The organism is Geobacillus sp. Y412MC52 (assembly GCF_000174795.2).
Lineage (GTDB): Bacteria > Bacillota > Bacilli > Bacillales > Anoxybacillaceae > Geobacillus > Geobacillus thermoleovorans.
The window spans coordinates 1046515-1066658 of the sequence record NC_014915.1; the positions used below are offsets into that span (position 1 = coordinate 1046515).

A 20144-nucleotide genomic window follows, 5' to 3' on the forward strand; every position below is an offset into this window, starting at 1 on the left:
TCTATAACGGGGCGTACAAGCATATAGTGGAACGAGCCCACCATGAAGGAGGTTCCGCCATATGCGCGTATCGTACGTTACCGTGCGCAAGCGGTTGACGATCGTGTTTTTGATCGGGATTTTGATCTTTGCCATTATCGATCTCCGTCTCGGCTACGTCCAATTTTGGCTCGGCGATCTATTAGCGGAACGGGCGAAAGGGCTATGGGGCCGGAACATTCCGTTTGAGCCGAAGCGAGGCGAAATTTTGGACCGCAACGGCGTCCCGCTGGCGACGAACATGAGCGCGCCGACGGTGTATGTCATTCCGCGGCAAGTCAAAAACCCGGCAGAGGCGGCGAAAAAGCTGGCCGGGGTGCTGGGCGGTTCGGTCGAATCCATCTATAAACAAATCACGCAAAAAACGTCGATCGTCCGCCTGAAAGAAGGGCGGAAAATTTCCGATGAAAAAGCGGCGAATGTGCGCTCCCTCGACTTGGATGGGGTGTATATCGCTGAAGATACGAAGCGCTACTATCCGTTTGGCAGCTATTTGTCGCACGTGCTCGGCTTCACCGGCATTGACAACCAAGGGCTCACCGGGTTGGAGCTGTATTATGACAAGGAACTGAGGGGCGAGCGCGGCTCCGTGCAGTTTTATTCCGATGCGAAAGGGCGGCGCATGCCCGATATCGCTGATGACTATACGCCGCCGACTGACGGCTTGAATTTGGTGTTGACGATCGATTCGCGCATTCAGACGATCATTGAGCGCGAACTTGACATCGCGGAGGCGAAATACAATCCGGACGGCATCATCGCGATCGCCATGGACCCGAACACCGGTGAAATTTTGGCGATGGCGAGCCGGCCGACGTTCAATCCAGCGGATTACCGGAGCGTTCCTCCGGAAATTTACAACCGCAACTTGCCGATTTGGAGCACGTACGAACCGGGATCGACGTTTAAAATCATTACGCTGGCCGCGGCGCTTGAGGAACATAAGGTGAATTTGCTGAAAGACCATTTCTTTGACCCGGGCTACGCCAAAGTAGCCGGCGCTACGCTTCGCTGCTGGAAAAAAGGCGGCCACGGAGATCAGACGTTTTTGGAAGTCGTGCAAAACTCGTGCAACCCGGGGTTTGTCGAGCTTGGCGAGCGGCTTGGAAAGGAGACGTTGTTTCGTTACATTAAGCAATTCGGTTTTGGTGAGAAAACGGGCATCGACTTGCAAGGCGAAGGAACAGGCATTTTGTTTGATTTGAAACGGGTCGGGCCGGTGGAACTGGCAACGACGGCGTTTGGCCAAGGAGTGTCGGTGACGCCGATCCAGCAAGTCGCTGCCGTGTCGGCGGCAATCAATGGCGGCATTTTGTACACTCCGTACATTGCCAAGCAGTGGGTCGACCCGGAAACCGGAGAGATCGTCCGCCGCAACACGCCAAAAGCGAAACGGCGCGTCATTTCCGAGGAAACATCGAAACAAGTCCGTTACGCACTTGAGAGCGTCGTCGCTCAAGGAACAGGGAAAAAGGCGTATGTCGAAGGGTACCGCGTCGGTGGAAAAACGGGAACGGCGCAAAAGGCGCAAGGCGGCCGCTATTTGCCAAACAACCATATCGTTTCGTTCATCGGCTTCGCTCCGGCGGATGACCCGAAGCTTGTCGTGTACGTCGCCGTCGACAACCCGAAAGGAACGGTTCAGTTCGGCGGCACAGTCGCTGCCCCGATTGTAGGAAAAATTATGGAAGATAGTTTGCGCACGTTGGGCGTGAAGCCCCGCAAAGACCAGCTCGAGAAGGAGCGCGACTGGAACGAGCCGAAAGTCATTGAAGTGCCCAACTTAATCGGAATGACAAAAAATGATTTGCAAGAACAGCTTTTTGACTTAAAATTAGATGTTAGTGGCGAGGGAGATGTCGTTGTGGAACAATCCCCGAAGCCAGGGGCGAAAGTGAAAGAAGGCTCAACGGTCCGCATTTATTTGGCGAAACGCGAAGCGGCGGAAGAACGGTAAGACACGGTAAGACGAACGTGCAAGGGGCGACCGATGCGATGACACATCGGGTTGGTTGTGCCCCTTTTTCCGCTGTCTGCCTAACGGAGCGGACGATTTCGAAGCGAAAGGGATGAACGAAATATGAAACTGCTGACGCTGCTGTCACACTTGCCCGGTTTTTGGGTGCACCATGGAGGCAATCCCGATATCGTGGCGCTCGAAATGGACTCGCGCCGCGTTGCCCCCGGTTCTCTCTTTTTTTGCCTTAAAGGGTTTACAGTAGACGGACACGACTTTGCCGAGGAAGCGGTGGCGCGCGGAGCGGCGGCGATCGTGGCCGAGCGACCGCTTTCCGTTGATGTTCCGGTCGTTCTTGTGTCGGACAGCCGGCGGGCGATGGCGATTTTAGCGGACGCGTTTTACGGGCGGCCGACCCACCGCCTTCATTTAATCGGAGTGACAGGCACAAACGGCAAGACGACGACAACGTCGATCATGGAACAAATCGCGAGAAAAGCCGGCAAGAAAACAGGGCTCATTGGCACGGTTCACATCAAGGTCGGCGACCGCTCCTATCCGGCGGCCAATACGACGCCGGAGTCGCTCATTTTGCAGCGCACGTTTAAACAGATGGTCGATGAAGGAGTGGAGTTTGTCGCCATGGAAGTGTCGTCGCACGCGCTGCACCAAGGGCGGGTGCATGGCTGCGATTACGATGTGGCCGTCTTTACGAACTTAACGCAAGACCATTTGGATTATCACGGGACAATGGAAGAATATCGGAACGCCAAAGGGCTTTTGTTTGCCCAGCTCGGCAACCGCTACGACGAACGGCGGCCGAAATTTGCCGTTCTCAATCATGACGATCCGGTTTCGCAGTATTATAAACATATGACGGCCGCGCCGATCGTCACATACGGGATGAGGGAAAAAAGCGATGTGATGGCGGAACAGATCCGCATAACCGCAGGCGGCATGGCGTTTCGGCTTTGCACGCCGCACGGATCGGCGGCGGTCGAAACGAAACTTGTCGGCTCGTTCAATGTCTATAACATTCTCGCCGCTGCCGCTGCCTGCCTTGCCTCTGGCTTTTCGCTTGAAACGATCGCCGCGGCGCTTGCGGATGTCGAGCCGGTGCCGGGGCGGTTTGAAACGGTTGATGAAGGGCAAAACTTTACGATCATCGTCGATTACGCCCACACGCCGGACAGTTTAGAAAATGCCTTAAAAACGGTGCGCCAATTGGCGAAGCGAAACGTGTATGTCGTCATCGGCTGCGGCGGCGACCGCGACCGGTCGAAACGGCCGCTCATGGCGCAGGTGGCGGTGCGGTATGCGGATGTCGCTATTTTTACCTCCGACAATCCGCGTTCGGAAGACCCGAAGCAAATTTTGCGCGACATGGAAGCGGGAGTAAGCGCTGAGATCGGAAAGCATGTGACGATTCCTGACCGTGAAGAGGCGATCCGCTACGCCATTGGCCAGGCGCAGGAAGGCGATGTTGTGTTGATTGCCGGCAAAGGGCATGAAACGTATCAAATCATTGGCAACGATGTGATTGAGTTTGACGATCGCGCTGTTGCCCGAGCGGCAGTGAAGGAGAGAGGATGACCATGATCGCATACAGGATGGTGCAATCGATGGCGGTGGAGGCGCGCGGCATTGTCGATGAAACGATTCGTTTTCATGCCGTGTTTGTCGACCCGGCCCAGCAGGTGAAGAAAGGATTGTTCGTCCCGCTTGACCGCGGGGCGGAAACATTGAAAACAGCTATTGAACACGGGGCGATCGGCTCGTTTTGGCCTCTTGGCGAACCGTTGCCGCGCTACATTCCTAACCAATTTCCACTTTTTTTCGTTCCGTCGCCGCTCGAGGCGGCAGAGGCATTGCTTGAGCGGTATTTAGAGCAAGGCGGCGAGGGGGAGGCGCAGTTTTTCTTCGAGCTTCCCGAAGACAGCCCCATCGCAGGGGAGGCCGTGCGTCGCCGACTGGCGGAATTGGAGAAGCGATGGCTGGACGCTCGGCCGTTTAAAGGATGTGACGATGCATGCCAGAACAAGTGATCGTGATTGCCATGGCGGCTTCCTTTCTCATCACTGTCATTTTATCGCCGCTGTTCATCCCGTTTTTGCGGCGGTTGAAATTCGGACAAAGCATCCGCGAGGAAGGGCCGAAGTCGCATCAAAAAAAATCAGGCACGCCGACGATGGGCGGCATCATGATTTTGTTGGCGATTGTGGCGACGACCTTATGGATCACGCCGAAAATCGCCGGCTTGTCGACGAGGACGTATTTGCTGTTGTTGGTCACCGTCGGCTATGGGGTGCTCGGCTTCCTCGACGATATGATCAAAGTCGTGATGAAGCGAAATCTTGGCTTGACGAGCCGGCAAAAATTTATCGGCCAGCTCCTTATCGCAGCCATCTTTTTTGCCGTCTACCGCCAAAGCGGCTTTTCGACGGTGTTACATATTCCCGGCGCCGATTGGTCGGTCGACCTCGGATGGGCGTACGGCGTGCTCTTGTTGTTCATGCTTGTCGGCGGCTCGAACGCTGTCAACTTGACCGACGGGCTTGACGGGCTGCTTGCCGGAACGGCGGCGATCGCCTTTGGCGCTTATGCCGTCTTGGCTTGGAATCAAGGCCAGTACGATGTCGCTGTATTTTGCGTCGTTGTTGTTGGCGCCGTGCTTGGCTTTTTAGTGTTTAACGCCCACCCGGCGAAAGTGTTTATGGGCGACACCGGCTCGCTCGCACTTGGCGGGGCGATCGCCGCTGTCGCTGTCCTGACGAAGCTTGAACTGTTGCTTGTCATCATCGGCGGTGTGTTTGTCATCGAGACGCTGTCGGTCATCATTCAAGTGGCTTCGTTCAAAACGACGGGACGGCGCGTGTTCCGCATGAGTCCGCTTCATCATCATTATGAGCTTGTCGGCTGGTCAGAATGGCGGATCGTTGTGACGTTTTGGGCCGTCGGCCTTTTATTTGCGATGCTAGGAATTTATATCGAGGTGTGGATGTAATTGAAACCGACTCGTTTTTATCAACATCGTCGTGTGCTTGTCATTGGATTGGCGAAAAGCGGAGCGGCGGCAGCTCGGCTTCTTGCGGAGTTAGGCGCTAAGGTCGTCGTCAATGATCAAAAGCCGCTTTCGGAAAACATGGAGGCTAAGCAGCTTGAACCGCTCGGCATTCGCGTCGTTTGCGGCGGTCATCCGCTTGAACTGCTTGATGAGCCGTTTGACCTTGTCGTGAAAAACCCGGGCATTCCGTACACGAACCCGATGGTGAAAAAGGCGCTTGAGAAGGGGCTTCCGGTTGTGACCGAAGTGGAGCTTGCTTATCACATTTCCGAAGGGCCGTTTATCGGCATCACCGGGTCCAACGGAAAAACGACGACGACGACGCTCATTTACGAAATGTTAAAAGCGGATGGCCAAGATCCGCTGCTTGCCGGCAACATCGGCCTTGTCGCCTGCGAGGTGGCGAGGGAAGCGAAGCCGGGGCAATGGCTTGTCACGGAACTGTCTTCGTTCCAGCTTGCCGGCATTGACAAGTTTCGCCCAGCCATTGCGGTTTTGCTCAATATTTTCGACGCCCACTTGGACTACCACGGAACGAAAGAGGCGTATGCAGCGGCAAAGGCGAACATTTTCCGCAATCAAACGGAGCGCGATTATGCCGTCGTCAATGCCGACGATCCGCTCGTGATGAACATTGCCTCCTCGGTTCGATCGCAAAAAGTGCTGTTTTCGGCGACGAAGCTTCTTGGCGAAGGGGCGTACGTTCAAGATGGCGCCATCTATTGGAACGGTGATCCAGTTATCAGAATCGCTGACATCGTTCTTCCTGGACAGCACAATTTGGAAAACATTTTAGCGGCGATGGCGGCCGCCAAGCTGGCCGGCGCCAGTGATGAGGCGATCCGCCAGGTGCTGGCGACGTTTTCCGGCGTGAAACATCGGCTTCAGTATGTGGCGGAAATTGACGGCCGGCGGTTTTACAACGACTCGAAAGCGACGAACATCTTAGCGACGCAAAAGGCGCTTTCAGCGTTTGCCGGCGAGCCGGTCATTTTGTTGGCCGGCGGGCTTGACCGCGGCAATGAGTTTGATGATCTTCTCCCGTATTTGCAACAGGTGAAGGCGGTCGTACTGTTCGGCCAGACGGCGGATAAAATCGGCCGCATCGCCCAAAAAGCGGGAATAGAAACGATCCGATATGTCGATAATGTGGAAAAAGCCGTCCCGGTTGCTTTCGAGCTTTCCGAGCCGGGCGACGTCATTTTGCTCTCTCCAGCATGCGCCAGCTGGGATCAATACAAAACTTTCGAGGAGAGAGGGGACATTTTTATCAATGCCGTGCATAAGTTGAAATAGAGGGAAAGGGACAGCCCTTCCCCTCTAGTTTACAAAAATAGAGGTGTTGGGCATTGCCGCGGAAAAAGTCTGCGCCAGATTTTTTGCTCATTATTTTGACGTTTTCGCTCTTGGCCATCGGACTTATTATGGTGTACAGCGCGAGCGCCATTTGGGCGGAATACAAATTCAACGATTCGTTTTTCTTCGCCAAGCGCCAGCTATTGTTTGCGGGCGTCGGCATTATCGCTATGTTTTTTGTCATGAACATCGATTATTGGGTGTGGCGCGACTGGTCGAAAGTGCTGCTTGGCGTCTGTTTTGTGCTGCTCGTTCTTGTGCTCATTCCCGGCATCGGCATGGTTCGCAACGGGTCGCGCAGCTGGATCGGCGTCGGGGCGTTTTCGATCCAGCCGTCCGAGTTTATGAAGCTGGCTATGATCGCTTTTTTGGCCAAATATTTATCGGAAAACCAAAAAAAAATTACGTCATTTAAACAAGGACTGTTGCCGGCGCTTTTGCTTGTGTTTGCCGCGTTCGGCATGATTATGCTGCAGCCGGACTTAGGAACGGGCACCGTTATGGTTGGTACGTGCGTGACGATGATTTTCGTCGCCGGCGCCCGTCTCAGCCATTTTGCCGGGCTTGGCGTTTTGGGGCTCGCTGGGTTTGCCGCCCTCATCCTGTCGGCTCCATATCGAATCAAGCGGATTACATCGTTTTTAAACCCATGGGAAGATCCACTTGGAAGCGGATTTCAAATCATCCAGTCGCTGTACGCCATTGGGCCGGGCGGCTTGTTCGGCCTTGGGCTCGGGCAGAGCCGACAAAAGTTTTTTTACTTGCCGGAGCCGCAAACCGACTTTATTTTCGCCATTTTAGCTGAAGAGCTCGGCTTTATCGGCGGTTCACTCGTCCTCCTGCTCTTTGCCCTTCTTCTTTGGCGCGGCGTGCGCATCGCCCTTGGCGCCCCTGACTTGTACGGAAGTTTTTTGGCGCTTGGCATTATTTCGATGATCGCGATTCAAGTGATGATCAATATCGGCGTTGTGACGGGACTGATGCCCGTTACCGGCATCACGCTCCCGTTTTTAAGCTACGGCGGATCGTCGCTGACGTTGATGCTGATGGCCATCGGCGTGCTGCTTAATATCAGCAGGCATGCCCGGTATTAGGCAAGCGGCGGATGTCCGCCGTTTTTTTGGCGTCTCTCGAACGCAGCCCATCGTCGAACGGTGCCGGCAAATGCGATAAAAACAGGCTCTCTCTTGCATTCATTTGTGATATAATGAAAATAAGTGCAAAAACAAAGAAACGGCAGCGGATGCCGTTTGTTTTTATACCGGTCGTTTCAGCGCGGGCGTTGAAGAAGAAAGCGGGGAATGCGATGGAAAAAGGAAAAGTCGTCGTCTTGGAGGACCGCGTGCCGAAACTGAAGGAGCGGCGCCGCCAGAAAGCGAACCGCCGGCTCATTGCGTACTTATCTTTCTTTTTTCTATTTATTTTGTGCGTCCTTTACTTCCAGTCGCCGCTTGGCGCTGTCGGGCATGTGGAAGTGAGCGGCAACCGTCATCTCACAGCGGAGCGCATCATCAGCTTAAGCGGCATTACGAAGCGGACAAGCTTTTGGAAAGTGAATGAACAAAACGTGGAAGAAAAGCTCACTCGCCATCCAGAAATTAAGGAGGCAACAGTGGAAAAACAGCTGCCGAACACGATCGCCATCCACGTCCGCGAATGGCGGCGAATCGCTTATGTGTATGACCGGCAAACGTTTTTTCCATTGCTTGAAAACGGGCGGCTGTTAAAGCAAGAAGGGACGAAGACGGCGCCAAGCGATGCGCCGGTGCTTGTCGGCTGGAAAGACGGCGACGCCATTGCTGAAATGACGGGGCAGCTCGCCGAACTGCCCGCGGCCGTGCTGGGCGCCATGTCGGAAATTCACTACAATCCGACGAGGGAATATGAAGACCGCGTCATCGTCTACATGAATGACGGTTATGAAGTAAGCGCGACAATCCGGCAATTTGCGGACAAGCTGTCGCATTATCCGGCGATTGCCGCCGCGCTTGACCGAAACGTCAAAGGAGTCATTCATTTGGAAGTCGGCAGCTATTTTGTTCCTTACGCCCCCCCCGAAAAAGGAGGATGGCGATGAAACGACAAGCCCGTAGCCGCCTCCTGCTGACGTTGATCTGCTTGATCTTCGGCGCCATGCTCGGGTTCTCGTACCAACATGCGAAAAACGAAGCATCCCGCCGCGAGTGGAGCGACAGCGAGTGGAAAAAAGAGTACGAATATCGCTCGGCGCTTCTTGCTTTGCAAAAAGAAAACCGGTCGCTCAAGCAGCAGCTTGTCAAAAAGCAGGAGGAGCTGGCTGCATGGGAGAAGAAGCTGGCCGAGGAGCAGGAGAACGAGGCCGGATTGGCAAAAGAAGCGGAACAGCTGCGCATGCATGTCGGAAAAGCGAGGGTGAAAGGGAAAGGTGTAGCAGTCACCCTTTCCGATTCCTCTTATATCCCCTCTGAAGCGAGCGCTACCAATTATATCGTTCATGAACAGCACGTATGGAAAGTTGTTCACGAGTTGCTCATTTCCGGCGCCGAAGCGGTCGCTATTAATGGGCAGCGCATTTCCCACCGTTCATACATCGTCTGCAACGGCCCAGTCATTGAGGTCGATGGAACGCAGCATGCCGCTCCGTTTGTCATTTCGGCCATTGGCAATCCGGACGTGCTCATGTCCGCTCTAGAGCTTCCCGGCGGCATCGTCGACGAACTTGTCGAAGACCATATCGACGTAAAAGTGGAAAAGCAAGGAGCGATCGTGTTGGATCCGGTGTTTGCGCCCGAGCCGTAAAACGGGCGGAAAGGGGCGGTGAAGCGCATTGGAACGGAAAAATCGATTCTATTTTGCCGGCGTAGCTGCCATATTCGGTGTGATGCTGGCCGTCGGGCTTCGGACGACGCTGCATCCGGAAGGACGCGACACGCGCGACATTTGGGAGTTGCGCGCCGATTTGACAAAAGAGCAGAAGCTTGAACAACGGCTGCTTGAGGAGCTAGAGAGTTACGAGGAAACATTGCGCCGCTACCGGCGGGAACACGAGGCGGGCGGCGCGACAGAGCTTGAAGCGACAGTCGCGAAGCTGAGGGAAGAAGCCGGGCTGACAGAAGTGAGAGGAAGCGGTCTCGTGTTGACGATCGCGCCGCTTTCGGCGGCCGGCTACGTTGGTCCGGCCGTTGCCACCGTATCGCCCGAGCTATTGCAACGGTTAGTGAATGAGTTGAACAAATACGGGGCGAAAGAAATCGCCATCGACGGTGAGCGACTGACGAACCGGACGGCCATTCGCGATGTCAATGGCGCAACGAAAGTCGGGAGCCGCTCAGTGAGGCTGCCAGTCGAAGTGAGAGCAATCGCCGATGATGCGGACAAGCTGTACAGCGGGCTCGCCGTTTCGCCGATCCGCGATGATTTCGCCGTGGAAAACTTGGAGCTGTCAATATCCAAGCCCCAGCCGCTCGTTGTCATTCCGCCCGCGGCTAGCCGCCCTGATGTGAAATACATGGAGACAGAAAACGGCGGCAAGGAGGAGAAATAGCATGTGGCTTCCGCTTCTCGGATTGCTTCTTGGGTTTGCCATCGGCGTTCTCGCCGGCTGGGAAGTTCCCGATGAATATTCCAATTATTTGTCGATTGCCATTTTGGCCGCCTTTGATACATTAATCGGAGGATGGCGCGCCTACCTGCAGCGGACGTACGACGAAACCGTATTTATAACCGGGTTTTTTTTCAACATTGTTCTGGCCGCAACTTTAACTTTTCTTGGGGTGCATCTTGGTGTAGACTTGTATTTAGCGGCTGTGTTCGCCTTCGGCGTCCGCTTGTTTCAAAACATTGCCATCATCCGCCGCCTTTGGCTTGCTGAGTGGGCCAAGCGGCGGTACAATCGCGAAAAAAGTTAGGCAAAAGACAGGGAAAGTGTTTTCGCGTGTTGAATTATATGGGGTAAAACAAAATATAGTGTTGTTGCGAAACTCGCAAACTAGACATAGACCAATAGACAAAGAGATGGGAAATTTCAGCCGAAAAAGGAGGTGTCGCTGCTTACTGAAACGCCGGCCGGCACCGGCGCGTTTTTAGTAGGCAGATGCCAAAAAATGAGCAGCAATGAGATCGTCGTTAGCCTGGATGTCGGAACATCGAGCGTGAAAGTCATCATCGGGGAAATGCTAGGCAGCTCCATCAATATTATCGGGGTGGGCAATGTCAAAGCGGAAGGGCTCAAAAAAGGGGCGATTGTTGATATAGATAAAACGGTGCAGTCGATCAGACGGGCCGTCGAGCAAGCGGAGCGGATGGTCGGTTTATCGATCCGCCGTGTGATCGTCGGGGTGGCCGGCAACCATATTCAGCTCCATGACTGCCACGGCATTGTCGCCGTCGCGAGCGAAAACCGGGAAATCAGCGATGAAGATGTCGCCCGCGTCATCGATGCCGCGCAAGTCGTCTCTATTCCTCCCGATCGGGAAATCATCGGCGTCGTTCCGCGCCAGTTTATCGTCGACGGGTTGGACGGCATTCATGATCCGCGCGGCATGCTCGGCGTCCGCTTGGAAATGGAAGGCACTATGGTGACTGGTGCGAAGACGGTATTACATAATCTTCTTCGCTGTGTGGAGCGGGCAGGCTTGGAAATCAGCGATATTTGTCTTCAGCCGCTGGCGGCCGGTTCGCTCGTGCTGTCCGATGACGAACGGCATTTGGGGGCGGCGCTCGTTGACCTGGGAGGCGGCTCGACAACGGTCGCTGTCTTTGAGCAAGGGACGTTGCAAGCTGTCTCTTCGCTGCCGGTCGGCGGGGAGCACATTACGAAAGACTTGGCCATCGGATTGCGGACGACAACGGACGATGCCGAAAAAATCAAACTGAAGCACGGACATGCATTTTACGACTACGCTTCGGAGGAAGAAGTGTTCAGCGTGCCGATCATGGGCACCGATCAACACCAGCAGTTCAGCCAGCTGGAGATCGCCGATATTATTGAGGCGAGACTGGAAGAAATTTTGCAAATGGTTCAGCAGGAAGTGCGTCGTCTCGGGTTTCGCGATCTCCCCGGCGGCTATGTGCTGACCGGCGGCGTCGCCAATATGCCAGGGTTGCTTGAGCTGGCCCACGTCGTTTTAGGGACGAGCGTCCGCATTGCCATGCCGGATTATATCGGTGTGCGCGACCCGCAGTATACGATCGGCGTTGGCTTGCTCAAGTTCGCCTACCGGCAGGCGCAGCTGCAAGGGAAAACGGTCCCGGCTGCCGCTGCGGTGGAGCCGGTCGAGCGCTCCTCGCAAAAACAGCAGTCGAAACCGAAAAAGAAAGAAGACCATTTTGGGAAGAAGGTCAAGAAATTTTTCGGTTCTTTCTTTGAATAGAGATTGAAATTTTAGGAGGATTTGGCCATGTTGGAGTTTGAGACAACAGTCGATCAGTTGGCAACGATCAAGGTGATTGGAGTCGGGGGCGGCGGCAACAACGCCGTCAATCGGATGATTGAGCATGGGGTGCAAGGTGTAGAGTTTATTGCAGTCAATACGGATGCACAGGCGCTCAACTTGTCGAAGGCGCCGATCAAGCTGCAAATCGGGGCGAAGCTGACACGCGGCTTGGGCGCGGGGGCTAACCCAGAAGTTGGAAAAAAAGCAGCTGAGGAGAGCAAAGAGCAAATTGAAGAAGCGCTTCGCGGCGCCGATATGGTGTTTGTCACCGCTGGCATGGGCGGCGGCACGGGAACTGGGGCGGCGCCTGTCATCGCCCAAATTGCGCGCGAGTTAGGGGCGCTTACGGTCGGCGTTGTTACACGCCCGTTTACGTTTGAGGGGCGGAAGCGGGCGACGCAGGCCGCAAGCGGCATCGCCGCCATGAAAGAGGCGGTCGATACGCTCATCGTCATTCCGAACGACCGGTTGCTTGAGATTGTCGACAAAAATACGCCGATGCTTGAGGCGTTCCGCGAAGCGGACAATGTGCTGCGCCAAGGGGTGCAAGGCATTTCCGATTTGATCGCCGTGCCGGGGTTGATCAACCTTGACTTCGCTGATGTGAAGACGATCATGTCGAATAAAGGTTCGGCATTGATGGGGATTGGCATCGCCAGCGGCGAAAACCGAGCTGCTGAGGCAGCAAAAAAAGCCATTTCCAGCCCGCTGTTGGAGACGTCGATCGACGGCGCGCAAGGGGTGCTCATGAACATCACCGGCGGCATGAACTTAAGTTTGTACGAAGTGCAGGAGGCTGCCGACATCGTCGCTTCGGCGGCCGACCAAGAAGTGAACATGATCTTCGGCTCCGTTATTAATGAGAACTTAAAGGACGAGATCATCGTGACGGTCATTGCGACCGGATTCAACGAAAACGTCGCTTCGCAGCCGCGGCCGCCGCGCATTGGCATCGGCACTGTGCCGAAAGCGGCGCCGGCGCCAAAGCGGGAAAAGCGCGAAGAGCCGATACAAGACTATGCGGCGCTCCGCTCGGGGCAAGCAGAAGATCCGCTTGACATTCCCGCTTTCTTGCGCAACCGCAACCGCCGCCGCTAGATGGCGAAACGAGGGTGTCCCAAAAGCAACGGGACACCCTTTCTTCATCACAAGATGCATGCACGAACGTGCACGAAGCACTTTGGTGAAACAATATATTGTATCTCTCTTAAAGAAAGACGATCTTTTGAGACAGCCTCGCTTTTCCGATTAGGACCAAAAACTTCTCGCGTTGGCCGCCCGCTCTCTCGCAACGAAAGGGCGAAAAAGAGAAGGCGGGTTAGGCTTTCGTGCCGGCCGATTTGATCCGCCGTGGTTCCCCCTGTTTTGACAAAACCTCCCCTTTTTCACCGCCACCGATTGACAGACTTTCCCCGAAGAGATGCTATATACTTGTTTCAGACAAAGCCGATGTGGGCGGGGGGAGGGGCTTGACGGTTGGTCGTCTATCTCGATGTCATTTGGCTGTTGAACGTCTGTTTTGACGCGTTGCTTCTTTGGCTGACGGCGCTCATGCTCAAGCGGCCGATCGTCTGGTGGCGCCTGTTGGCCGGGGCGTTGATCGGTTCGCTGCTCGTTGTGCTGCTGTTTACCCCGTTTTCCGCCATCGCCCAGCACCCGTTGATGAAAGCAGCCGTTTCCGTATTGATCGTGTGGGCCGCCTTCGGCTTTAAGCGCCCGCGCTATTTGCTTGAAAATATGCTGGCGTTTTACTTTGCCACGTTCGCCGTCGGCGGCGGCATGCTGGCGGTTCATTATTTTTTCGCGCACCAACTGTCCGTCCGCCAAGGAATGCTTCTCATGCATCATCCCGGGGCGGGCGATCCGGTCAGCTGGCTGTTTGTTGTCATCGGGTTTCCGGTTTTATGGCTTTTTTCCCGCCGAAGGGTGGAGGCGATTCGCGAAAAAAAACTGCGGTTTGAACATATCATTGAGGTCAAGATCGTATGGGACGGGCGGCCGCTTATGCTGCGCGGCTTGATTGACAGCGGCAACCAGCTCGTCGATCCGTTGACAAAAACGCCGGTGATGGTAGTCGAACAGGAAAAAGCGAAGGCCGTGCTTCCTGAAGAGCTATTGAGTTGCCTCAGCGCTCACATGATGCTGGCTTCCCCGCCGGAGCGGTGGGTCCATCGCCTACGTCTCATTCCGTACCGCGCGGTCGGCAGCGGTCCACAAATCATGGCGGCGGTCAAGCCAGACCGCATTATGCTTCGGTATGAAAACGAATGGTTGGAAGTAGCGCAAGGGCTTGTGGCGCTAAGCGCTGATCCGCTGTCGACGGATGGGGAGTACGACTGCATCGTCCATCCGAAAATGGTGCAGGCGGGAAGAAAGCTGACCGCTTCGTAGGTTTTGTTAGTATATCATACTCGCTTTTGATCCGTTTAGAAGGGGGATTTTCATGAAAAAGTGGAAACTTCGTTTCATGTACTGGCTGTATAAGTTTTTGGCCAAGCTCGGCTTGAAGGCGGATGAAATTTATTATATCGGAGGCAGCGAAGCCCTCCCGCCGCCGCTGACAAAAGAAGAAGAGGAGCAGCTGATCGCCAGGCTCGCCGCCGGCGATGACACGGCGAGATCGCTTTTGATCGAACGCAATTTGCGTCTTGTCGTCTACATTGCGCGCAAGTTTGAAAACACCGGCATTCACATTGAAGATTTGATCAGCATTGGAACGATCGGCCTCATTAAGGCGGTCAACACGTTCAACCCAGAGAAGAAGATCAAGCTGGCGACATACGCGTCGCGCTGCATTGAAAACGAAATTCTAATGTATTTGCGCCGCAACAACAAAGTGCGGGCGGAAGTGTCGTTTGATGAACCGCTCAATATCGACTGGGATGGCAACGAGCTGTTGCTTTCCGACGTGTTGGGAACGGAAGACGACGTGATTACGAAAGATTTGGAAGCGGATGTCGACCGGCGCTTGCTCTTAAACGCCTTGCGCCAGCTGAGCGACCGCGAGAAGCAAATTATGGAATTGCGTTTTGGCCTCTCCGGCGGCGAAGAAAAGACGCAAAAAGACGTCGCTGATTTGCTCGGCATTTCGCAATCGTACATATCGCGGCTCGAGAAGCGGATCATTAAACGGTTGCGCAAAGAATTCAATAAAATGATGTAGCGGGCGGCGGGAGCGAAATTCCGCCGCTTTTTCCGCGTCGGACAGGCTGTGCATATTTTTCCCTTCCAAGGAGATACTGAAAACTGACGACTTAGCATCTCCTGATGGGAGGGAACAACTTGACGAGGAACAAAGTCGAGATTTGCGGCGTAGACACTTCGAAGCTTCCCGTCCTCAAAAATGAGGAAATGCGTGAACTGTTTCGACGGATGCATGAGGGGGATTTGGAGGCGAGAGAGAAATTAGTAAACGGCAACTTGCGCCTCGTGTTGAGCGTCATTCAGCGCTTCAACAACCGAGGCGAATTTGTCGATGATTTGTTTCAAGTCGGCTGCATCGGACTTATGAAATCGATTGATAATTTTGACCTCAATCAAAACGTGAAGTTTTCCACTTACGCAGTGCCGATGATCATCGGCGAAATCCGCCGCTATTTGCGCGACAACAACCCGATCCGCGTTTCGCGCTCGCTGCGCGACATCGCCTACAAAGCGTTGCAAGTGCGAGAGCGGCTCATGAGCGAGACGGCGAAAGAACCGTCAACCGAGGAAATTGCCAAAGAACTCGGCGTCGCCCATGAGGAAGTGGTTTTTGCCCTCGATGCCATTCAAGATCCTGTTTCGTTGTTTGAGCCGATTTACAACGACGGCGGCGACCCGATTTATGTGATGGACCAGCTGAGCGATGAGCGCAACCGCGACAGCCAATGGATCGAAGAAATCGCCTTGAAGGAAGGGCTTCGGCGGTTGAATGAGCGGGAAAAAATGATCATCCGCAAACGCTTTTTCCAAGGAAAGACGCAAATGGAAGTGGCCGAGGAAATCGGCATTTCCCAAGCGCAAGTGTCCAGGCTCGAAAAAGCGGCGATCCGGCAAATGAATAAAAACATCCAAGTGTGACAGGCTGCAGGTGCAGCCTTTTTCTTTGGCACATAACTGCTCATTCGGCGTCATATAGATGAAAAAGAGGGAGAGGAAAGGCGGGGGAAGAAATCGTGATGAGAATTTCCGAATTTCAGACGAAAGATGTCGTCAATGTAGCCAATGGGAAGAAGCTTGGCAATATTGGGGACATTGATATTGATTTAGATACTGGAAAAATCCGCTCACTCATTATTTTAGGCGCCGGAAAGATGCTCGGGCTGTTCGGCCGCGAAGAGGCGGTCGTCATTCCATGGCAGAACATCGTCAAAATCGGAGCCGATGTTATTTTAGTCCGCCTTCATGATACGGATTGAATCCCGAGGATGGCCTAGGGTTGACAGCAATGTTTCGACAAAATCGCAAATAAAGGTTATCATGGACAAACAAACTATGATAAAATAGGAAAAAAAGTGATAAAAAACTACAAAAAGTAGCGTGAGGGTTGACGCGAATGCCAGACATTTTTCAACAAGAAGCCCGCGGCTGGCTCCGTTGCGGGGCGCCTCCGTTTGCTGGAGCCGTCGCTGGATTGACGACGAAACATGGCGGGGAGAGCAAAGGGCCGTTCGCCTCGCTGAATATGGGGCTGCATGTCGGCGATGACCGCACGGATGTCGTCAACAACCGCCGGCGCTTGGCGGAATGGCTTGCATTCCCGCTTGAGCGATGGGTATGTTGCGAACAAGTGCATGGTGCCGACATTCAGAAAGTGACGAAAAGTGACCGGGGGAACGGGGCGCAAGATTTCGCCACGGCGGTTCCAGGGGTCGATGGGTTGTATACAGACGAGGCGGGGGTATTGCTCGCGCTTTGTTTTGCCGATTGTGTGCCCATTTATTTTGTGGCGCCATCTGCTGGGTTAGTCGGCCTTGCTCATGCCGGGTGGCGGGGAACGGCGGGCGGCATCGCTGGTCACATGGTGCGGCTTTGGCAAACGCGCGAACACATCGCGCCGAGCGACATCTATGTTGCCATCGGACCTGCCATCGGTCCGTGCTGTTATACGGTTGACGACCGGGTCGTGGACAGTCTGCGCCCGACGCTTCCTCCGGAAAGCCCGTTGCCATGGCGGGAAACAAGCCCAGGGCAATATGCGCTCGACTTAAAGGAAGCCAACCGGCTCCAGTTGCTCGCGGCTGGCGTTCCGAACAGCCATATTTATGTGTCGGAACGCTGTACAAGCTGTGAGGAAGCGTTGTTTTTTTCCCACCGCCGCGACCGCGGAACGACCGGAAGGATGTTGGCGTTCATTGGCCGAAGGGAGGAATGGACATGACGGTGCGCGACAACTTGGCGGCCATTCGCCGAGAAATCGAGGCGGCCTGCGCCCGCGTCGGCCGCGATCCAGCCGGCGTGCGCATCGTGGCGGTCACCAAATATGTGGATGCAAAGCGGGCGCTCGAGGTGCTTGACGCCGGCATTGCCGACCTCGGCGAAAACCGCTCCGACCAATTGATTGAAAAGCATGCACGGATCGGAAATCAAGCGACGTGGCATTTCATTGGGACGCTTCAGTCGCGCAAAGTCAAAGACATTATTGATAAAGTCGATTACATTCATTCGCTCGACCGTCTGTCGCTCGCGAAAGAAATCGAAAAGCGGGCGGTGCGGCCGGTAAAATGTTTTGTTCAAGTGAACGTATCGGGCGAAGCGACCAAACACGGGCTCGCCCCCGAAGAAACGATTCCGTTTATTGAACAGCTTCGCGCCTTTTCGCGCATCGAAGTCGTCGGATTGATGACGATGGCGCCGCATACCGGCGACGAAGCGATATTGCGCGCTTGCTTTCGCCAATTGCGGATGCTGAAGGAACGCGTTCAGGCGTTGGGAATGGCCCATGCGCCATGCACCGAACTGTCAATGGGCATGTCAAACGACTACACGATCGCCATCGAGGAAGGAGCGACGTTTGTGCGCATCGGCAGCGCGCTTGTCGGATCATTGTAGGAGGTGAAACCGGATGGGGTTGATGAAAAAATTTCGCGATTATTTTTTAGAAGAAGACTACGAAGACTATGATGAAGAATATGAAGCGCCGCAGCCGGAAGAGGAGGCGCCGCCGAAGACGGCAGGCAAGGCGAACGTCGTCAGCCTGCAAAGCGTGCAAAAATCGGCGAAAGTCGTGCTTGCTGAGCCGCGGGTGTATGCGGAGGCGCAGGAGATCGCCGACCATTTGAAAAGCCGGCGCGCGGTCATCGTCAACTTGCAGCGCATTCAGCATGAGCAGGCCAAGCGGATCGTCGACTTTTTAAGCGGCACGGTGTACGCCATTGGCGGCGACATTCAGCAAGTCGGCACAAAAATTTTTTTATGCACCCCGGAAAACGTCGACGTCAGCGGCTCGATTTCGCTCGACGGCGAGGATGACAGACCGATGAAGAGGTGGTAGCCGTTGGATTATGTACTCACGTTTTTGACGACAGTGATTCAAGTGTACTCGTATGCGCTGATCATTTATATTTTAATGTCGTGGTTTCCCAATGCGCGCGAAACGCGGTTCGGACAGATGCTTGCCGCCATTTGCGAGCCGTATTTGGAGCCGTTTCGGCGCGTCATTCCGCCGCTTGGCATCATTGACGTCTCCCCAATCGTCGCGTTTATCGTTCTTGAATTCGCGACGAGAGGGCTTCATGCCCTATTCGACATTCTTCAGTCGCAGTTTTAGCTTCGTTTTGCGCGCACGGCGCCGCCGCTCTCCGTCCGGCAGGCAAAAAGGCGGAAGGGCGGAACTCGCAGAGAGGAATCCATTGTGGGTTCCTTTCTTCCATGAAAGCAAGGTGACGTCGAGTGGAGCTGTATCAGCATTTTCGCAAAGAGGAACATCCGTTCATTGATCAAGTGCTCGAGTGGAAGGAGATGGTGAGCCGTCAGTACGCTCCGAAGCTGACCGATTTTCTCGATCCGCGTGAGCAGCAAATCGTGCAAAGCATCACTGGCGGCGATGGAGACGTGCGCGTGTTTTTTTTCGGAGGCGCCCCGTTTGTCGAGCGGAAGCGGGCGTTTCTCGCTCCGCCGTATATCGACCCTGAGGAAGAGGATTATGGCATTGTGCTGTTTGCCGTCCGCTATCCGGCGAAATTCGTTTCCCTTGAACATCGCGACGTGTTGGGGGCGCTGATGTCGCTTGGCTTGCGGCGCGGCAAGTTTGGCGATATTCTCGTTTTGGATGGGGAAATTCAGTTTTTTGTTGCTGCTGAAGTCGCCGACTACGTCCGCTTGCATGTCGAAACGATCGGCAAAGCTCCGGTTGCGCTTGAGCCGCTGCCGTTGTCGGCTGCCATGCCGCTTGCCGAAACGTGGGAGGAAGGAACGGTCACGGTGTCTTCTCTAAGGCTCGATGCTGTGCTCGCTCAGGCGTTTCGCCTTGCGAGGGAGAAAGCGCGTGCGCTTGTTGAAAGCGGGCTTGTCAAAGTCAACTGGAAGGTGGTGGACAAGCCGGATTTCCTCTGCGGACCGGGCGATGTCCTGTCGGCGCGCGGTTTTGGCCGCTGCAAGCTGTTTTCGGTGGAAGGGCCGACGAAAAAAGAGCGCTGGCTCGTTCAGATCGGCCGACAAAAATAAGCAAATGACGGCAGGAAATCGGCAAACCGTGTCGAATGAAAGTGAAGAAAAGGAATGATGGAGACGGAGGTGGCCGTTGTGCCGTTGACGCCATTGGATATTCACAACAAGGAATTCAGCCGCGGGTTTCGCGGGTACGATGAAGACGAAGTGAACGAGTTCCTCGATCAAGTCATTAAAGACTATGAAATGCTCATCCGTGAAAAAAAGCAGCTGGAAGAGAAAGTGGCCGAACTGACGGAAAAGCTGAACTACTTTGCGAACATTGAGGAGACGCTCAACAAGTCGATTCTTGTCGCTCAAGAAGCAGCGGAAGAAGTGAAGCGGAATGCGCAAAAAGAGGCGAAGCTGATCATTAAAGAGGCGGAAAAAAACGCCGAGCGCATCATCAGCGATGCATTGGCGAAATCGCGGAAAATCGCCCTCGAGATCGAGGAGCTGAAGCGGCAGTCGAAAGTGTTCCGCGCCCGTTTCCGCATGCTTGTCGAGGCGCAGCTTGATATGATCAACAGCCGCGATTGGGACGAGTTGATGGAGTATGAGGCGCCGGATTTGGAAGAAGGGGCGAGAGAACCGCTGTCACAGCCTTGACGAACCGAAGACGTTTCGGTTATAATAATTGGCAAAAATCGCCGCATCAGCCGCCGTGGGAGGCGGTTGGCTTTTT

The 20144-nt window shown here is 54.6% G+C and carries 21 protein-coding genes and 1 pseudogene; all 22 read left to right on the forward strand.

From position 1 onward, the window contains the following. Positions 1-61: 61 nt before the first annotated feature. On the forward strand, positions 62-1996 hold the full coding sequence (locus GYMC52_RS05305) for a stage V sporulation protein D (protein ID WP_013523333.1): 1935 nt from the start codon (positions 62-64) through the stop codon (positions 1994-1996). 123 nt (positions 1997-2119) lie between these two features. Further along, complete coding sequence (locus tag GYMC52_RS05310; protein ID WP_013523334.1) at positions 2120-3589, forward strand: UDP-N-acetylmuramoyl-L-alanyl-D-glutamate--2,6-diaminopimelate ligase; 1470 nt, start codon at positions 2120-2122, stop codon at positions 3587-3589. Then, a complete protein-coding gene (locus tag GYMC52_RS05315) occupies positions 3586-4041 on the forward strand; it encodes a hypothetical protein (RefSeq protein WP_013523335.1) in 456 nt (151 codons plus the stop codon). Before GYMC52_RS05310 ends, GYMC52_RS05315 begins: the two co-directional genes overlap by 4 nt. Next, a complete protein-coding gene (gene mraY, locus GYMC52_RS05320; protein ID WP_013523336.1) occupies positions 4026-5000 on the forward strand; it encodes a phospho-N-acetylmuramoyl-pentapeptide-transferase in 975 nt (324 codons plus the stop codon). Before GYMC52_RS05315 ends, mraY begins: the two co-directional genes overlap by 16 nt. Further along, complete coding sequence (murD, locus tag GYMC52_RS05325) at positions 5001-6356, forward strand: UDP-N-acetylmuramoyl-L-alanine--D-glutamate ligase (protein ID WP_013523337.1); 1356 nt, start codon at positions 5001-5003, stop codon at positions 6354-6356. It abuts the gene before it with no gap. A gap of 53 nt (positions 6357-6409) precedes the next feature. Further along, positions 6410-7510: a stage V sporulation protein E gene (gene spoVE / locus GYMC52_RS05330; RefSeq protein ID WP_013523338.1), complete on the forward strand. Its 1101-nt coding sequence runs from the start codon at positions 6410-6412 to the stop codon at positions 7508-7510. Positions 7511-7722: 212 nt separating this feature from the next. Further along, positions 7723-8509, forward strand: a pseudogene (gene divIB / locus GYMC52_RS05335) (cell division protein DivIB). Further along, positions 8490-9194: a DUF881 domain-containing protein gene (locus GYMC52_RS05340; protein ID WP_011230621.1), complete on the forward strand. Its 705-nt coding sequence runs from the start codon at positions 8490-8492 to the stop codon at positions 9192-9194. Before divIB ends, GYMC52_RS05340 begins: the two are co-directional and overlap by 20 nt. A 28-nt stretch (positions 9195-9222) precedes the next feature. After that, positions 9223-9939, forward strand: coding sequence for a DUF881 domain-containing protein (locus GYMC52_RS05345; RefSeq protein WP_013145843.1), 717 nt, complete (start codon positions 9223-9225; stop codon positions 9937-9939). Between the two features lies 1 nt (position 9940). After that, a complete protein-coding gene (locus GYMC52_RS05350) occupies positions 9941-10303 on the forward strand; it encodes a small basic family protein (RefSeq protein WP_013145842.1) in 363 nt (120 codons plus the stop codon). 195 nt (positions 10304-10498) lie between these two features. After that, the gene (gene ftsA / locus GYMC52_RS05355; RefSeq protein ID WP_013523340.1) at positions 10499-11767 is read left to right on the forward strand and encodes a cell division protein FtsA; all 1269 of its coding nucleotides are present in this window, start codon (positions 10499-10501) and stop codon (positions 11765-11767) included. Between the two features lie 27 nt (positions 11768-11794). After that, a complete protein-coding gene (gene ftsZ, locus GYMC52_RS05360; RefSeq protein ID WP_011230625.1) occupies positions 11795-12928 on the forward strand; it encodes a cell division protein FtsZ in 1134 nt (377 codons plus the stop codon). Between the two features lie 378 nt (positions 12929-13306). Continuing rightward, positions 13307-14221 (forward strand): sigma-E processing peptidase SpoIIGA, encoded by a 915-nt coding sequence (gene spoIIGA / locus GYMC52_RS05365; RefSeq protein ID WP_013523341.1) that lies wholly within the window; start codon positions 13307-13309, stop codon positions 14219-14221. Positions 14222-14273: 52 nt separating this feature from the next. Continuing rightward, positions 14274-14993 (forward strand): RNA polymerase sporulation sigma factor SigE, encoded by a 720-nt coding sequence (gene sigE / locus GYMC52_RS05370; RefSeq protein ID WP_013145838.1) that lies wholly within the window; start codon positions 14274-14276, stop codon positions 14991-14993. A 119-nt stretch (positions 14994-15112) separates the two neighbouring features. Continuing rightward, a complete protein-coding gene (gene sigG, locus GYMC52_RS05375) occupies positions 15113-15892 on the forward strand; it encodes an RNA polymerase sporulation sigma factor SigG (RefSeq protein ID WP_011230628.1) in 780 nt (259 codons plus the stop codon). A gap of 95 nt (positions 15893-15987) precedes the next feature. Continuing rightward, a complete protein-coding gene (locus tag GYMC52_RS05380; RefSeq protein ID WP_013145837.1) occupies positions 15988-16230 on the forward strand; it encodes a YlmC/YmxH family sporulation protein in 243 nt (80 codons plus the stop codon). 137 nt (positions 16231-16367) lie between these two features. Then, entirely contained in the window at positions 16368-17192 is an 825-nt protein-coding gene (gene pgeF / locus GYMC52_RS05385; RefSeq protein WP_013523342.1) for a peptidoglycan editing factor PgeF, read from the forward strand. Beyond that, positions 17189-17863 (forward strand): YggS family pyridoxal phosphate-dependent enzyme, encoded by a 675-nt coding sequence (locus GYMC52_RS05390; RefSeq protein WP_013145835.1) that lies wholly within the window; start codon positions 17189-17191, stop codon positions 17861-17863. The genes pgeF and GYMC52_RS05390 overlap by 4 nt, the downstream gene beginning before the upstream one ends. Before the next feature lie 13 nt (positions 17864-17876). Further along, positions 17877-18305: a cell division protein SepF gene (locus GYMC52_RS05395; protein ID WP_013145834.1), complete on the forward strand. Its 429-nt coding sequence runs from the start codon at positions 17877-17879 to the stop codon at positions 18303-18305. Between the two features lie 3 nt (positions 18306-18308). After that, positions 18309-18581 (forward strand): YggT family protein, encoded by a 273-nt coding sequence (locus tag GYMC52_RS05400; RefSeq protein ID WP_011230633.1) that lies wholly within the window; start codon positions 18309-18311, stop codon positions 18579-18581. 122 nt (positions 18582-18703) lie between these two features. Next, positions 18704-19477: an RNA-binding protein gene (locus tag GYMC52_RS05405; RefSeq protein WP_013523343.1), complete on the forward strand. Its 774-nt coding sequence runs from the start codon at positions 18704-18706 to the stop codon at positions 19475-19477. A gap of 78 nt (positions 19478-19555) precedes the next feature. Continuing rightward, positions 19556-20068, forward strand: coding sequence for a DivIVA domain-containing protein (locus tag GYMC52_RS05410; protein WP_011230635.1), 513 nt, complete (start codon positions 19556-19558; stop codon positions 20066-20068). Positions 20069-20144: the final 76 nt, after the last annotated feature.

What these genes read in the sequence shown, in the direction of transcription:
- GYMC52_RS05305 (WP_013523333.1), top strand. Translation starts at nt 62, where the DNA reads ATGCGCGTATCGTACGTTACCGTGCGCAAGCGGTTGACGATCGTGTTT.
- GYMC52_RS05310 (WP_013523334.1), top strand. Translation starts at nt 2,120, where the DNA reads ATGAAACTGCTGACGCTGCTGTCACACTTGCCCGGTTTTTGGGTGCAC.
- GYMC52_RS05315 (WP_013523335.1), top strand. Translation starts at nt 3,586, where the DNA reads ATGACCATGATCGCATACAGGATGGTGCAATCGATGGCGGTGGAGGCG.
- mraY (WP_013523336.1), top strand. Translation starts at nt 4,026, where the DNA reads ATGCCAGAACAAGTGATCGTGATTGCCATGGCGGCTTCCTTTCTCATC.
- GYMC52_RS05340 (WP_011230621.1), top strand. Translation starts at nt 8,490, where the DNA reads ATGAAACGACAAGCCCGTAGCCGCCTCCTGCTGACGTTGATCTGCTTG.
- GYMC52_RS05350 (WP_013145842.1), top strand. Translation starts at nt 9,941, where the DNA reads ATGTGGCTTCCGCTTCTCGGATTGCTTCTTGGGTTTGCCATCGGCGTT.
- ftsA (WP_013523340.1), top strand. Translation starts at nt 10,499, where the DNA reads ATGAGCAGCAATGAGATCGTCGTTAGCCTGGATGTCGGAACATCGAGC.
- ftsZ (WP_011230625.1), top strand. Translation starts at nt 11,795, where the DNA reads ATGTTGGAGTTTGAGACAACAGTCGATCAGTTGGCAACGATCAAGGTG.
- sigE (WP_013145838.1), top strand. Translation starts at nt 14,274, where the DNA reads ATGAAAAAGTGGAAACTTCGTTTCATGTACTGGCTGTATAAGTTTTTG.
- pgeF (WP_013523342.1), top strand. Translation starts at nt 16,368, where the DNA reads ATGCCAGACATTTTTCAACAAGAAGCCCGCGGCTGGCTCCGTTGCGGG.
- GYMC52_RS05390 (WP_013145835.1), top strand. Translation starts at nt 17,189, where the DNA reads ATGACGGTGCGCGACAACTTGGCGGCCATTCGCCGAGAAATCGAGGCG.
- GYMC52_RS05395 (WP_013145834.1), top strand. Translation starts at nt 17,877, where the DNA reads ATGGGGTTGATGAAAAAATTTCGCGATTATTTTTTAGAAGAAGACTAC.